This window comes from Peribacillus sp. B2I2 (assembly GCF_041261685.1).
Lineage (GTDB): Bacteria > Bacillota > Bacilli > Bacillales > DSM-1321 > Peribacillus.
This window is the reverse complement of record NZ_JBGCCB010000001.1, coordinates 2,151,043-2,165,791: the sequence shown is the minus strand read 5'-3', so window position 1 is coordinate 2,165,791 and position 14,749 is coordinate 2,151,043. Positions and strand designations below refer to the sequence as shown.

12 protein-coding genes and 1 pseudogene are annotated in these 14,749 nt (G+C 37.5%); 3 read left to right on the top strand and 10 right to left on the bottom strand.

Translation table 11 applies throughout. The annotated features are described in order from the left end of the window. Positions 1-14: 14 nt before the first annotated feature. Genes ABIE66_RS10915 through ABIE66_RS10905 form a run of 3 tightly spaced genes read right to left on the bottom strand, consistent with a single transcriptional unit; the run spans position 15 to position 3,006 of the window. A complete protein-coding gene (locus tag ABIE66_RS10915; protein WP_260357383.1) occupies positions 15-512 on the bottom strand; it encodes a LeuD/DmdB family oxidoreductase small subunit in 498 nt (165 codons plus the stop codon). After that, a complete protein-coding gene (locus tag ABIE66_RS10910) occupies positions 512-1,789 on the bottom strand; it encodes a 3-isopropylmalate dehydratase large subunit (protein WP_370014685.1) in 1,278 nt (425 codons plus the stop codon). Before ABIE66_RS10910 ends, ABIE66_RS10915 begins: the two co-directional genes overlap by 1 nt. A gap of 17 nt (positions 1,790-1,806) precedes the next feature. Continuing rightward, a complete protein-coding gene (locus ABIE66_RS10905; RefSeq protein ID WP_370014684.1) occupies positions 1,807-3,006 on the bottom strand; it encodes a CaiB/BaiF CoA transferase family protein in 1,200 nt (399 codons plus the stop codon). A gap of 517 nt (positions 3,007-3,523) precedes the next feature. Here ABIE66_RS10905 and ABIE66_RS10900 point away from each other — a divergent pair. Further along, the gene (locus ABIE66_RS10900) at positions 3,524-4,198 is read left to right on the top strand and encodes a GntR family transcriptional regulator (protein ID WP_289324695.1); all 675 of its coding nucleotides are present in this window, start codon (positions 3,524-3,526) and stop codon (positions 4,196-4,198) included. A gap of 721 nt (positions 4,199-4,919) precedes the next feature. On the opposite strand, the gene ABIE66_RS10895 is transcribed toward ABIE66_RS10900, so the two are convergent. Both ABIE66_RS10895 and ABIE66_RS10890 read right to left on the bottom strand, forming a co-directional pair. Next, positions 4,920-5,075, bottom strand: a complete 156-nt coding sequence (locus ABIE66_RS10895; RefSeq protein ID WP_289324694.1) for a hypothetical protein — start codon at positions 5,073-5,075, stop codon at positions 4,920-4,922. A gap of 219 nt (positions 5,076-5,294) precedes the next feature. Then, positions 5,295-6,401 (bottom strand): hypothetical protein, encoded by a 1,107-nt coding sequence (locus ABIE66_RS10890; RefSeq protein ID WP_289324693.1) that lies wholly within the window; start codon positions 6,399-6,401, stop codon positions 5,295-5,297. A 280-nt stretch (positions 6,402-6,681) separates the two neighbouring features. Between ABIE66_RS10890 and ABIE66_RS10885 the strand changes: the two genes are divergently transcribed. After that, positions 6,682-7,269, top strand: a complete 588-nt coding sequence (locus ABIE66_RS10885) for an MGH1-like glycoside hydrolase domain-containing protein (RefSeq protein ID WP_370014683.1) — start codon at positions 6,682-6,684, stop codon at positions 7,267-7,269. A 39-nt stretch (positions 7,270-7,308) separates the two neighbouring features. Here the strand turns inward: ABIE66_RS10885 and ABIE66_RS10880 are convergent, their stop codons facing one another. Beyond that, positions 7,309-8,028, bottom strand: coding sequence for a UTRA domain-containing protein (locus tag ABIE66_RS10880; protein WP_144553238.1), 720 nt, complete (start codon positions 8,026-8,028; stop codon positions 7,309-7,311). Between the two features lie 656 nt (positions 8,029-8,684). Between ABIE66_RS10880 and ABIE66_RS10875 the strand changes: the two genes are divergently transcribed. Further along, positions 8,685-9,923 (top strand): IS110 family RNA-guided transposase, encoded by a 1,239-nt coding sequence (locus ABIE66_RS10875; RefSeq protein ID WP_370014682.1) that lies wholly within the window; start codon positions 8,685-8,687, stop codon positions 9,921-9,923. A 181-nt stretch (positions 9,924-10,104) separates the two neighbouring features. On the opposite strand, the gene ABIE66_RS10870 is transcribed toward ABIE66_RS10875, so the two are convergent. From ABIE66_RS10870 to nagB, 4 genes and pseudogenes are all read right to left on the bottom strand, one after another. After that, complete coding sequence (locus ABIE66_RS10870) at positions 10,105-10,584, bottom strand: hypothetical protein (RefSeq protein ID WP_370014681.1); 480 nt, start codon at positions 10,582-10,584, stop codon at positions 10,105-10,107. Positions 10,585-10,712: 128 nt separating this feature from the next. After that, positions 10,713-11,702: pseudogene (locus tag ABIE66_RS10860) on the bottom strand (IS110 family RNA-guided transposase); the annotation flags it as partial. Positions 11,703-12,676: 974 nt separating this feature from the next. Then, a complete protein-coding gene (locus ABIE66_RS10855) occupies positions 12,677-13,555 on the bottom strand; it encodes an aldose 1-epimerase family protein (protein WP_289324688.1) in 879 nt (292 codons plus the stop codon). Positions 13,556-13,769: 214 nt separating this feature from the next. Next, positions 13,770-14,513, bottom strand: coding sequence for a glucosamine-6-phosphate deaminase (gene nagB / locus ABIE66_RS10850; protein WP_289324687.1), 744 nt, complete (start codon positions 14,511-14,513; stop codon positions 13,770-13,772). Between the last annotated feature and the right edge of the window lie 236 nt (positions 14,514-14,749).

Genomic DNA, 14,749 nt, shown 5'->3' with positions numbered 1-14,749 from the left:
ATCTCCTTTCTGACTTACGAGATACCTAGTTTCTTAGCTAGATAAGGCTCTAAACCGCCAAGCGTCACCATTTCGATTAAATGTTCAGGGAGTTTTGTACCTTTGTATTCTGTCCCTTGCGTGTGGTTAATGATTTTACCAGCCAAAAGATCGACTTCAACCTTATCACCTTCTTGAATGACAGAGGTGTCCATCATTTCCACTACCGGAAGACCAACATTGATCGAATTCCGATAAAAAATACGTGCGAAGGAATCTGCAATAATTGCGCCGATTTGGAAATGCTTCAATACCATTTGTGCCGTTTCCCGACTGGAGCCTGACCCGAAATTTTTTCCTGCTACCAGTATGTCACCAGCCTGAACCTTTCCCGCAAAACCAGGATCAATCGCTTCCATGGCATGCACGGCCTGTTTTTCTACAGGCAAACCCATGTATTGCCCAGGTGAAATGATGTCAGTATTAATGTTATCCCCATATTTCCATACACGACCTCGGATGATAAGTGACATTATACCCTAACCTCCTTTCGCAGATATTTACGCGGATCAGCGATTTTTCCTTCGATTGCAGTGGCAGCGACTGTAGCAGGAGATCCTAAATACACTTCACCTTTTGGAGAACCCATTCTTCCTCTAAAGTTCCGGTTCGACGAAGACATGACCACCTCTCCTGCCCCGATGACTCCGCTGGTGAATCCTCCACAAGCGCCGCAAGATGGCATGTTTACAAAGCATCCTGCTTCCGTCAAAATGTCCAAAATTCCTTCTTTATTTGCCTGCATCCAAATATGCTGTGAGGCTGGTACCACGAGACAACGAATATTTTTAGAGATCTTTTTCCCCTTCAGGATTTGAGCAGCAATCCGCAGATCTTCTAATCGACCATTTGTGCAGGAACCTAAATATACCTGATCCACTGCTTTTCCTTCTACTGCACTAATAGGATGAACATTATCGACTTCATGCGGACAGGCTACCTGGGGTTCTAATTCAGAAGCATTATAATGTAAGGTTGTGATAAAAGATGCATCATCATCACTCTTTATCATATCAAGTTCTTCGAGAACACCTTTCGAGCGTAAAAATTCAGCAACAGTTTCATCTGGTTGGATCAGCCCTGTTTTTGCACCGGCTTCAACCGCCATATTAGATAAAACCAAGCGTTCATCCATGGATAAGCCTCTTATGGCACTGCCGGAAAATTCAATGGTTTGGTACGTTGCTCCTGCATGTCCAATATCTTTGATTGTTTTAAGTACTAGATCTTTGGAGTACACACCATGAGGCAATTCCCCATCCCACATAACTTTGATAGTTTCTGGAACCTTTAGCCAGGTTTCACCTGTCAATAAGACCCCAATCATTTCGGTGGAACCAATACCGGTTGCGAAAGCTCCTAGCCCCCCGGCCATACACGTATGAGAATCTGTTCCAAGTATCAATCGCCCCGGACGGACATGACCGTGTTCCATAATTACCTGATGACAAGGACCTTCAAATTCGTAATAGTATGGAAGTTCTTGTTGTCGTGCCCATTCCCGCGTGAACTTCAGAATATCTGCTTGTTGAACGGTTGCTGGTGGGGTACAGTGATCAGAAACGACGACAACCTTTTCTTTATCAAACAATTTCCCGCCTAGACGACGGAAGCCACCGTCTACCAGCCAGGGTCCGAGCAAATCGTGCATCATCGCAATATCTACATTGACCCATACAATATCCCCGGCTTTCACGCCAGGCTGTCCAGAGGCTCTTGCCAAGATCTTTTCCGACATAGTCATTCCCATTATCATCCAACCCCTTATTAGATAATTCCTTTTTCCTTCAGGCTTTTGATTTGTTCTTCGGATAAATGGATTTTCTCTGATAACACTTCATCAGTGTGCTCACCTAATTTCGGGCCTGCCCATTCGATTTTACCAGGTGTTTCACTCATTTTAGGCACAATTCCTGGCATTTTTAATGTCCCTAACTCTTCAACGTTCACTTCTTGAATCATTTGACGGGCTTGATAATGCGGATCGTTCACAATATCCTCAATGGAGTAAATCGCACCGGCTGGAACCTTTGCATCATCTAAACATGTCATTACTTCATCAAAAGGCATAGTCTTCGTCCATTCTTCGATTAATGCATCTAAGAAATCTGCATGCTCAGAGCGTTTCGAGTTATTTTCAAAACGAGGATCCTCCGCGATATCACTGCGACCCATTGCATTCATAAGACGTTTGAATATAGCATCACCGTTTGCTCCAATAACAACATATTTTCCATCACTACATAAATATGTGTTAGATGGGGTGATTCCAGGCAGCGTACTTCCCGTTCTTTCACGAATTACTCCCGCACGGTCAAATTCAGGAAGTGTACTTTCCATCATGCTAAATACAGATTCATACAGTGCAACATCGATAACTTGTCCTTCTCCAGTTCCGTTTACATCTCGATGATGAACGGCCATTAATGCCCCAATTACGGAGTAAAGAGCAGATAATGAGTCACCAATACTAATCCCTACACGTGTAGGTGGACGGTCCGGATAACCAGTTATGTAACGAAGTCCTCCTAGTGCTTCACCAATCGAACCAAATCCGGCCTTATCACGATATGGCCCATCCTGTCCATAGCCTGATACACGAATCATAATCAGACGTGGGTTGATTGCCTTTAAATCTTCATATCCCAATCCCCATTTTTCCATTGTTCCTGGGCGGAAGTTTTCTATTAAAATATCAATTTCCTTAACAAGTTCACGAATTAATCGCTGGCCTTCAGCTTCACGCAGGTTAATCGTGATTGATTTTTTATTTCGAGATTGAACATACCACCAAAGGCTGGTTCCATTCTCAACAACACGCCATGTTCGGATCGGATCACCAGTCTCAGGAGTTTCGACCTTAATTACCTCTGCTCCAAATTCACCTAACAGTCTTGATGCGGAAGGTCCCGCAATCAATTGTCCCATTTCCAAAACTCTTAATCCCTCAAGTGCTTTCTTTGCCATGTCGAACATCCCCTGAATTAGAATTATTAATTATGTATATAAATCTAAAATTCTGTAAGAAACTGTATATCAGCGTTCTTGCGCTTAAATCTACAAAATATTGGTAAGCGATTTCATTTTTTTATTTTAATCTCAAAATGGTAGACTGTCAACAGTTAACACTAAATTTTCTGACTTTTTATTCTTACATATTCACTCTATAATTAAATCATCTTATTTAAATCATCTTAAGTCTATTTGCATGGTGTAAATTTACGGAGCGAGGGTTTACTGTTCTAGCTTTTCACTTACACATGAAGTATAGTAAACTATTGTTAATAAATAATGATACAAATCAATAAATACAAGAAGCCTTTTACCGTCAGAAGAAGCATTCCTGATTAACTTTTAAGATGTTTATAAGCAGACAAGGGAGAATCTAGGGAGCCCTCTATAAATATTCTAAGAAGTAACCGTTTCAAAAACTTTCACCAATGAGTGAAAGTTCAAATTATTTACATACCGTGGGAGGATTGTTATGAGGGGAATTACAAAAACTGAACCGCTTCATAGCCAGGTTTATACTATTGTTAAAGAAATGATTATGGAAGGAAAATACATGCCCGGAGAACGTCTAGTCGAAACCAAGGTAGCAGAATATATTGGGGTAAGCAGAGGGACAGTTCGCGAAGCGTTTCGAATGCTTACAAAAGATGACATGCTTGTTCAAAGTGGTAATATCTTATTAGTTTATAACCCTAATGCTCAAGATATTTTAGATATCTATGAATGCCGGAAAAGCCTTGAATCACTATCAGCAAAACTGGCAGCCACTCATATCACAGAGGACCAATTAAACGAATTGGAACAAATTATTATTGAATCAAAGGAAGCTCTGAGAAAAAACGACAAGCAGAAGCTTACATGCTTAAATCAACAATTCCATGATATTATTGCAAGTGCATCTCTAAATAAGCAGCTTATTAAATTATTTGAAGTAATTAAAACTAAAGTACTCTATATTCGGAACTGTATCCTTAAGGAACGTACAGATTGTTTTCCTGAACTGGTTGAAGATCACATTCAAATTTACACCGCTCTGAGAAACCGAGATCCTTTAAAAACCGAAGAAAAAATGAGTGAACATATTCAAAGAAGCTTAAAGGTAGCCCATGCCGCACTTAATAAGCAATTGGATTTGCCAAAAAAGTAAACTAAATTACTTTGGAATCAACAGCTAAATGATATAAACCGTTTCATAGAAAGCAATAAAACGAACGAACTATCTAAACCGTAGGCCAGTTTTACTCTAATGTAAAGCTGCCTTTTTTGTAAGTTTTCATGTGCCGCTTCTTGATCACATTTACTTTCGTACTACAATCAGCAGCTTACTTACAATATCATTCTCCATTTAAAGCGCCGTATATTGGAATTGTTCTCTTATTCTTCATTTATTAGATCTTCTTTTAAAGTTGAATGATCCAGATGTTATGATTTTGCCTCACCTATTAATCCATGATGATAGAGTGGTATTATATTCTTTAACACGGCCTTATATATTAAGGGGGGATATTCAGGCAACTGCGTTTTCCTAAACATTATAAATCCACATTTTTCTGACTGTACTGTACCCTTATCTGAAACTATAGTTTTTTTAGGACAATTAGAGTGATAGAGAATTAGTTCATTAAAAACGTACGTCTTAGTATCTCTCAGGATTGTAAAGTATCAGAATTGAAATGTTTTTAAGTAGGGGAAAGAAATTCTAGCTGAGAGAGGGAACCAAAAGAAGTTTGTTAGGAAGTAGTCTGTGTCGATTTTGTATCTATTTGGAAAATTTCTCTTTATTTTGTAGTGAGCAATTGCGGAAACCAGATAGTCCATGTGGAAAGGACTTGAGCCGCAAGTCGATTTTCCAGGTTGCTTTTTACCTATTAACCGTATTGGATAATAGCCGGGGAATGAGTGAGATCCAGCGCAGCGGGTGCTACAACAGATGACGTTTCTTCTGCCTTTACAATACTAGAAGGTGTTGCTGCGATACTTGTAAAAAGATTTGTTGCCAACAATGTAATAATTATTTTTTTCAACGTTGATTTCCCCTCTCGATTTATCTGTTGAACTCATCAACATTCCCCTTTAAGCAGGTCTCGTTAAAGGTTGAATATCTTTTTCTCACAATACGAAAGATAATGAAAGCCTACTTCCCTGAATAACAAGGATCGTAGGCTCGTTTTTTTATGTAAAATCGTATATACAATATGTGCCAGCTTTGGAACAGATTTCGAACTACCGATCGATTTCTTCTTTTAATAACCTACTTCTTCATCAGTAAAAGTTTCTGTCCAATTCCCTTCTGGATCAAGTCTTTTTCTTCCATTTTCGTCTCGTTCAACATATCTATATCCATTCATACCGGCATGTAAGCCATAAAGGATTCTATGAGGCATGTAAATATCTCCACCATTTTCATAATCAAATCCTGTTCTCATTTCTCCAACAACATTTCCTAAATCTCGATCAAGAGTACTACTTTTGGTTGGGATTAAAGCTTCAATTTCATCAGCTCTTTTTTTCACTTCTGATTTGATTTCTTCAGTTAGCCAAACATCCTCTTTACCTTCGTCAAAAATTGGGTCGTTTTCGTCAGCATTTCGAGATTTGTAGAAGTAATCGCTATTGAGAATCTTGTCAAAATACTCGAAATTATCTTTAACCACTTTTTTGAGCTCTGGAGTGATAGCTGCTTCACGAGCATCTATTCTATCTTGATTAGAACCTTTGATAAATTCTTCAAGTTCGTCGGTTTTCTTACCACCAGCTTGGTATGAGTATCCAGTCAGTTCTCCTTTACCTTCGCTTATTGCAATATCAAGGTCATTTAACAAGCCTTTCATGTACTTGATAGCTTGTTTCATTCTCTTAGTCGGTGGATTCCAATACTTTTGTTCATCATATTCCGAGGGATGACTTTTTGGTAAGGTAACCCCATCTAAAACTTTGGCTTGTTCTCCTTTAATGATGTACGATAGAGACTTCATATTTTTGAAGTCTTTTTCTATGGACTCGCCTTCGACTACGATAGGTAAATCTAGAAGAGAGTTATCTAGAGATATAGATTCTTCATAGTAGTAGTATTCGATAGTAGATAAGACATCTTCAGTTCGCTGATTAAACGCGATTTCAACATTTGCATTGAAAGATTCGTCATACATCGAAATAAACTCTTTTGCTGATTGAGGTCCTTCAATTATATCATTCGCCACCGTTAAATCTTTCCATTCTTTTGAAACTACAGTTTCCGTTTCTTCTTTTGCCACAGCCGTGGCCTTTGTATCTTCTGTTTTTTCTGTTTGACTGCAAGCTCCAAGCAATCCGATTGAGATAACACTTGCTGCTAAAATACATTTGCTCATCATAATAAATCCCCTATTTTCTCTCGTTTAGTAAAGATATCCTGCTTCATTTTAATCTAATTGAACCATAAAAGCACTATGATTATTCAGAGTACTTAAATAAATAACTGCCAGTTTTTATTTCCTACCTGCCGTATCTTTTTTTGTTAGGCTTTGTTAAACAATAATGTTGATTTTTTGAAGAAATAAAAGAGACCACTTATGAAGTGAACCCAAAAAGTTAGACACTTTATTTAATTAGGCAGCCCTGAGGGCATGAACCCGGTAATCTACTGGGCTCATGCCTTTTAATTCAGACTTAACAGCATTCTTGATTAAGTCGATGGATATGCTGGCTGTTGTGGCAGAAAAACTTGATAAAGTAGAAGATAAGAAATATTGGGAAGAACAATCCACAAAATACATGCAGAAATTTTGCGACTATTTCCTTATTGAGGACCTTCCATTTGCTCGCTTTACAAGAGACGGTAAAGTAATTGAGAGCCAAGGAATCCTGCCTTTAATGTCAATTATCTTGGGAAACAAACTTCCTGAAGCTGCTAAAAAGAACATCCTCAATCTTCTAAAGAGCGAAAGGTATTTAACAAAGTGGGGAATTGCGTCGGAAGCCATCGACAGTCCTTATTATGAGGAGGACGCTTACTGGAGAGGACCAATCGCTCCTACCACTCTCTTGTTTATAGAAGCATTTGAAGAATGCGGCGAACAACAATTAGCAAATGAAGTAACCGAGAAGTTCCTAGAGCTTTGTAAATATGGAGGGTTTGCGGAAAACTTCCATGCTGAAACGGGGGAAGGATTGCGAGACCTTGCCCATACGTGGACGTCCAGCGTGTTTATCCATTTAGCATCAAAACTGGCAAATTAATTAAAAAAGTGTATGAGAACTTCATCTCATACACTTTTCTTATTTTCGCTGTGTTTGGTCGAAGAACACAAAGTTACCCGGAGTATGCCTTGATTGAGTATGTTCAAACATCACTCCATCCGCATTAAAAACATGACTGGTCACAACGACAACACTATTAAACCCATCTAATTTTAAATATTTCTCATCCATCTCAGTAGTTCTTTCTACCACCATTTTCCGCTTTGCAGTGACCGCCCGTTGGTTCAGCTCTCTATCTAAGTATTCATAAATGGAATCCTCTGCTACCTCAATCGTTAATCCTTTAGCAATATCTTTCCTAAAATAATTATAATCCATAATTACGGGATTGCCTTCTAAATAACGGACACGCTTCAGGTGATACACTTCAACACCGATTGGAAACCTGGTATGCTCATGAATGCCTTCATCTACAACCAATTCCTCAAAGACGGTGACGTCTGTCCGATGTTTCTTATTGTTTCGAATAGCAAACTCCTTAAACGTTTCCGTCTCACCAAACATATATTCATTTCCCTTAAAATCTTGATAAATCACGCGGGCACCTTTCCCATGCTTGGTTTGTACATACCCTTCGTTTACAAGATTTCCGATTGCTCTTCGTAATGTGTTTCTTGAGCAGTCATACTCTATGATCAATGTATTCTCTGAAGGAAGGAGTTGTTGATACTGATAATCATTCTGTTCAATTTTCTTTTTTAAATCTTCATATATTTCTACGTACTTTGTTCTTGGCATGACAGCCTCCTATGCCCTATCTGTATGTAGTAAGTTTGGAGTACACATAATGTCTCCCCACTTTCCTTTTTTAAGTATATCATTAAAACTTTATACATTACTTTTCTTAAGTTAATGATGCCTGTTTATTCAATAAACATTATTCAATTAATTGGCCCTGATCTACAGTATCAGCTCAAAAAAGTTGAAAGCTCCATTGGGATGGGAGCATATCAACTTTCTTGGCGAGTATCGTTTTGACCCAAAAGGAGTTACTACCTTAGAGTCATTACGACCGTTAAACCAATGATAGCTATCAGCCGGTTACACTTTATCGTGGTGAAAACCGGCTATTTTTGTTTCCGAATTCCCTTAACGTTGTAAATCCGCGTTTTGCTGGTGGTACCCCTTCAAGTAACCTGCCCCGTTCGTATTATTAGGTCAGCCAGATATTTCTGGTTGACCAATTTTTATATAGTTTTATTATAACGGTAGCCGGGGTAGAACGTACCTGCCCGTGGGGCTTAAGATCCCGTCAACTAAACAGTTCGCCCCCTACTTGCTTAAACATGATTTGGCTGGTTGGGACCAAGATCTCGTATAACAAGCGAAGCTATGATACTGCAAGAAGGATTAGGGGTTACCGGCAAATATTATGTTTTTGGAGGAGATAAAAAATGAATCCAGTGGTTGGTCTGGATGTAGCTAAAGGTGAAAGTCAGGTTCAAGCATTCTTGGAAAAGAAGAAGCCTTATCAAGGCAGTTTCAAAGTTACACATACCATTGAAGGATTAGAAACGCTATTTCAGTTTCTGAGAAAAATAGAAAATAAAACAGGAATCAAACCTCCGATTGTATTGGAATCCACGGGGCATTATCATACGCCAGTTGTACAGTATTTTGAGGAGAGAGGCTACTTATTAATTGTCGTTAACCCACTCATTTCTTATCGTGCGAAGAGCTCAAGTTTACGCAAAGTAAAGACAGATATAATCGATGCACGTCACCTCTGCGAGCTGTACTATAAAGAGGATTTAGAGCCTTATAAAAAACGAGGGATACAACTCTTAAATCTTCGTAATCTTTCAAGACAACACGAAAATATAACAGGTATCTATGTACAAACAAAACTACAGTTCCAGGCTGTTCTTGATCAAGTATTTCCTGAATATAGAGGGGTTTTTGGAGATTTGTATTCGGTTGTTTCTTTGCTTACTCTATTAGAATTCCCTACTTCTGAAGACATATTAGCAGTCGGTGAAGAAACTGTAGCAAATAGGATTAATGAACTATGTCCAAGTCGTTCTAAAAAGTGGGCAAATACACAGGCAGAGAAACTTACGGCTGCCTCAGCTCGAAACCCTTTTCAGAGAACCTTATATCAGAGTCACATTTTAAGCCTTGAAATGTATATAAAAATGCTTCTAGAATACCAAAAGCACCTATCCAAATTTGAAGACGAGATAGATGCTTTGGCAAAAGAAATTGAAGAATATAAGATTATCCAATCCATCCCTGGAATCGGTGAAAAAATCGCTGCAACGATTATTTCTGAAATTGGAGAGATTGAACGGTTTAATCACCCTAAAAAACTAGTGGCATTTGCCGGAATTGATCCAAGTATCTTTGAATCAGGTAAATTTAAAGGCACAGTAAATCGGATTACCAAAAGAGGTTCTGGCAGACTAAGACACGCCTTGTATATGGCTGTTAAATGTGCCATTCGTAATTGTCGCAAGAAGAAAACGACAGATGAAATCATCCCTCGTAACAAGCGATTACGAGAGTTTTATGATAAGAAACGTGAAGAAGGAAAGCCCTTTAAAGTAGCTGTGATAGCATGTGCCAATAAACTCTTACATTGGATTTATGCACTTTTAAAAAGCAACTCACCTTTCCAAGATAGCCTAGTTTGAAAGTATAACTAAACCACCCAGAACTTTCCAAACACAGAAACTTGGAAGGTTATTTGGTATGCACAAATTTAGTATAGCATGAAATATTTTAAGGTTTTATTGAAAAATATTGACAAACTATTGGCTGGTTTAGTTACATAAGGAATTTCAGATTTTTTGCTTCAATTCTTTGATATTTTTATTATTTTACTACATTAATCTTAACAAAATAACTTGCTACTTTTCCTGATTCAAATTCAGATAAGTATTCAAGAATATAATGACCAGGTTCTGAAATGGATTGAACGGTTGATTCGGTTTCAAAACGTGGTATAACTTTATTTCGATCTACACTGTAAAAAAATATGTTCGTAGCAGTAGTTGATGCACTATTTTTATAAGTAAAATGATGGTTAGAAATGACCGTCATTTCTGGTTCATTTTGTAAATATGTATCTAGTTCATTTACGCTTTTATAAGTAAGATTTTTTGTAATACTTTTGCCAAAAGCACTATAATCATAATCTTTTGCTTTCAATTCATATGTCTTATGCTCATTTTTTATCGAAGCGGTTGGTACAGTTGGAAAATAAAAAAAGCTATAATAAACAAAGAAGAGTACTATGAATATGCCAATTAACTTCCACGTTTTCTTCATTTTATTGTTGCGAGCTTTATTCATTTAAATTCTCCTTATTGTTCAATTAATTAATTTTTTTCTCTAATCTTATTTATTCTGTAATTTTTCTAATAGTCCTTCCGTATTCAACTAACCTGCCCCGAGGAGAGCTCATTTTTAAGTTTTATAAGGTTGGCTGTCTTTCCAGTACCTTTTATCCCTACAATTTGGTGAGGATGTTGATAGTCTCTGAGGTCGCCGACCTCTGCGAAAAACCCTGCTACTGTATCTCGACCGATTCCTGACACCTCTAACATCTGTGTGACACCTGGGATATGGTCTTAATAACTGTTCTAATTGATGATCTAATTCTTCGAATTTCATTTGAATAAAATCATACTTCTCTAGTAAAGCTCTCAACTCTAATTTCGCCATAGCTGCCCCTTGACGAATACCATCGAACGATTGGCTACTCCTTTAAGTGCTCGTATCTTCTTTAAGCCTATACTGCGTTTTACCACTCGTCTTTAAGAAAGTAAGAGCTCTTCATCCGTATACTTTACAAGTTCATGTGGCAAGGCTTCTAGCTTTAGAAAATGAATAGCTGTCTTGCCTTCCCAACTTTTGAACACCGTCAAAAATTCGGGAAAGTAACGATCAAGCCAGTTATGAACTTGTCCGTGAACGACCTGTAAATCAACGTTGAGAAGATCGCGAAGTTTTTTTGCCACTCGGAGTTCTGCATAAATTCCTTGTGGAATTGTCGGTTCGGCGTATCTTCCGTCTTTGACTAACTGTGCGATGACTTTTGCATCTTTCACGTCATTCTTTGTAGGTGAATTATCGTCTAATTCTTTACTTCGTTTAACATGTAGTGGATTGACAGATACGAACTTAATATTATTCTCTTTTAGAAGATGAGCTAGATTTAACCAGTAGTGACCGGTTGGCTCCATGCCTACAATCACTTGATTTAGCTTATACCCTTTAACAAGTTGGTTAATCCAATCTAGAAACGAATGAAATCCTGCTTTCGTATTTTCAAAAAAACACGTTTTACCCAGTTCCAATCCTCTAAAATCCTGTGCTCTCGCGACATGATTGTGCTTGGCGATATCTACTCCGACTATTAAGGTTTCAGAAGTAATTTGAGAGATTTTGTGATTTTGGTTATAATTCATTGTGAGACCTCCAAATAGATGTTTTTGTCCTTTTTAGCTGGCCAGCTTAGGACACATTCATCTTATCAAGAGGTCTTTTTCCGTTCAAACCTCATTTTCAGTATTACAGGAATGCTGCCCCTTTCGTATTATAAGGTCAGCCAGATATTTAAACTGTACCCTTTGTAAAGGACGTTAAAAAAACGAAAAGAAGATGTTTGTACTCGCACGACATACTCTTCATAGCCTTCGTTATTTCAAGTTATAAGAATAAATATCGTAAAGCTACCGGACCCCAATAATAGAAAAGCCGATCATTCCTTAGCGTAGGAAAAATCGGCTTTTCTCATTCAAAAGTTTTCTTAGCGTGTTTTTTTTCCGATTTGCTGGCGGTACCCCTAATATATCTCCTTCTTCAACTCCCTCAAATCTTTATTTGTTCAACAGTAAAGTCATAAAGTATAAAAAACCAAAAAAAGTATTTAAGAAATACATCATCTACATTTTATAAATAACGATTTTACCCGCGTCAATTAGACACTAGTAAAAAGCTTACACTCTCTATTCCTTAGAGAAACTATACATGCTAAACAGCATTACCCTTACTATTAATAGACAAGGGCTGTTTAGCATGTTTATAAAAGTGTACTTTTACGTCTAAAATGTCTTTCTTCCTATTTTATATGAGGTTTGATTAGCTTCTGATGTAATCATTGTCCAAACCATATTTATAAGGGATTGTAAGATGATGATTAGTGAAATGCAATGGTAACTTTGAATGTCTTCAAATCAACATTTTTGATTTAGAGTTTAAATGGGAAAGAACAGAATGTAAATACATTATAAGAAAAAGTATGAGGTTTATATCCAAAAATAACTCTAGTGGTTGACTCGACCTTTTATTTACTTCTACTACAAAATATAGTAGCAAACAATGGCCTTGGTCTGTGCTACTAATCTTAGTATGTTTTTATTTTGTCATACTCTAAAAAATGTCAAATGAATGTCATCGTATAGTTTGCTTCAAACCAGCCGCCTGCTTCAAGCTTATTAATTCCTATTTTTTCCTTTAACTGACCAGATGTGTCTTCCGTATCGGCAAGACCGTACCAAGGTTCAATGCATACAAACGGAGCCATCGTGCCATTTGATTGATTGTAGCTCGACCATATTCCGACAAATGGAAAAGCAGCCAAGTCAACTTCAACTCCATGACCTGTCCGGTCTGATAAAAGCGAAACATGGTCAATGTGACTGTATATAAATGCATCATTCTTAAATAAAGACGCTTGAATAGAGATCGGCTCAATCGTTTCAGCCGATTCTTTTTCTTTGATCAATGATTTGGCCAGTTCATATCGCGTGACGCGTTTGCCAATGGCCGATGTAAAAGCTAACGTATACTCTTCCGCTTTTTCCTCGCTTGTGAGCGGCACGTTAAATGCAGGATGAGCTCCAATGGAAAAATACATTGTCTCTTTCTGTTCATTTTTAATTTCCCAGCGGACGTTCAGTGACTGCTCCTTCAATGCATAGTGAATTACTGCCTGAAACCGGTACGGGTACACATCCAAAAAATCATCAGACGACTCAAAGCAGAAAGAAACATGATCTACATGCTGCGCCTGAACAGTAAATCCAACATCTCGCAGAAAACCGTGCTGCGACAAGTGATATGTTTTTCCATTCAGCTTATATTGATCCTTTTTTAACCGCCCAACAATTGGAAACAGTATCGGCGACACTCTTCCCCAATGCGTGCTTTCGCCGCTCCACAGATAACTCAGCCCTGTTTTTTTATTTAGAACCTCACGTACTTCTGCACCGGAAGTGGAGATACTTACTTTTAATGCTTCATTTTCAAGGACTATCATTGCAGGCTCCTTTCTGTTCCGTTATTGATTCTTTCGCACTTATTATATAACATTGGATTTGCAATCTTTCATCTACCTTTTGAACGATATATATCTTTTCATCACAAAGTAAGAGGAAACAAAGACAAAAAAAGTAACTATTCTCGGACAGAAATAGTTACATTATGAAAATGAACATTATTAAGGTTTTAGAACTAAACACCCCAGATAAACATTAACAATACAAATAATGTTCCAATTTGGAGACGGCCTTCTCATCTGCAACTACTACCACATTTGAGTGGTTTCTTAGTACAGTAGCTGGACAGTTACTACCTACCTCTTCTGTAAACATGCGGTATATTGCTTCTGCCTTACTTTCTCCAGAAGCAAGAAGTATTATTTCTTTACTTTTTAAAATAGTTGATATGCCCATTGTGATTGCATGATTTGGTACTTCATCATAATTATTAAAATAACGTGCATTTACTTGCCGGGTTGACTCTGTAAGAGCCAACACATGTGTTGGCATATTTAGCGCTGTTCCAGGTTCATTGAAACCAATATGTCCGTTTTCACCGATTCCCAACAGTTGTAAATCCACACCACGTACTTTGTCTATTTTTGCTTCATAGCTTATAGCTTCTTGTTTCAGATTGCTTGCCATACCATTAGGAATATTTACATTTTTGCTTGGTATATCAATGTAATTAAATAAATGATTATACATGTAATAATGATAGCTATTTGGATGGCTAGATTCTAATCCAACATATTCATCTAGATTATACGTAAAAACATGCCTGTAGGTTGTTTTTTTCTTCTTATAGTCATCAATTAAAAATTCATAAGTACCAACAGGTGTACCCCCTGTTGCAAGACCAAGTGATAACATAGAGGAAGAACTTACTTTTTCAATGATTCGTCTTGCTGTAAAAGCGCTCATCTCTTCAGGATTTCTAACTTTAACAAGTTTCATCTTAACACTCCTAAATTTTTAGAAAAAATTATCGTTTTATCCTACGTTCCTTTAAATACTATTATCGAACTCAGGTCTCATACACTTTCCAAGTTGCCTAAGATTGCTGAGGTATCTATAACGCTTCTTTATTTCCAATAACTATTTTTATTTTTTGCAAACTATTTATAAGTAGGTGTTCCCATTAGGGTTCGACCGTGGGACCATTACCATGGTTTGTTACTTATTGATTATTG

Bases quoted from the DNA above. Each gene is read 5' to 3' on its own strand.
- ABIE66_RS10915 (WP_260357383.1), bottom strand. From the start codon at position 512: ATGTCACTTATCATCCGAGGTCGTGTATGGAAATATGGGGATAACATT.
- ABIE66_RS10910 (WP_370014685.1), bottom strand. From the start codon at position 1,789: ATGGGAATGACTATGTCGGAAAAGATCTTGGCAAGAGCCTCTGGACAG.
- ABIE66_RS10905 (WP_370014684.1), bottom strand. From the start codon at position 3,006: ATGGCAAAGAAAGCACTTGAGGGATTAAGAGTTTTGGAAATGGGACAA.
- ABIE66_RS10900 (WP_289324695.1), top strand. From the start codon at position 3,524: ATGAGGGGAATTACAAAAACTGAACCGCTTCATAGCCAGGTTTATACT.
- ABIE66_RS10890 (WP_289324693.1), bottom strand. From the start codon at position 6,401: ATGAGCAAATGTATTTTAGCAGCAAGTGTTATCTCAATCGGATTGCTT.
- ABIE66_RS10885 (WP_370014683.1), top strand. From the start codon at position 6,682: ATGCCTTTTAATTCAGACTTAACAGCATTCTTGATTAAGTCGATGGAT.
- ABIE66_RS10880 (WP_144553238.1), bottom strand. From the start codon at position 8,028: ATGCCAAGAACAAAGTACGTAGAAATATATGAAGATTTAAAAAAGAAA.
- ABIE66_RS10875 (WP_370014682.1), top strand. From the start codon at position 8,685: ATGAATCCAGTGGTTGGTCTGGATGTAGCTAAAGGTGAAAGTCAGGTT.
- ABIE66_RS10870 (WP_370014681.1), bottom strand. From the start codon at position 10,584: ATGAATAAAGCTCGCAACAATAAAATGAAGAAAACGTGGAAGTTAATT.
- ABIE66_RS10855 (WP_289324688.1), bottom strand. From the start codon at position 13,555: ATGATAGTCCTTGAAAATGAAGCATTAAAAGTAAGTATCTCCACTTCC.
- nagB (WP_289324687.1), bottom strand. From the start codon at position 14,513: ATGAAACTTGTTAAAGTTAGAAATCCTGAAGAGATGAGCGCTTTTACA.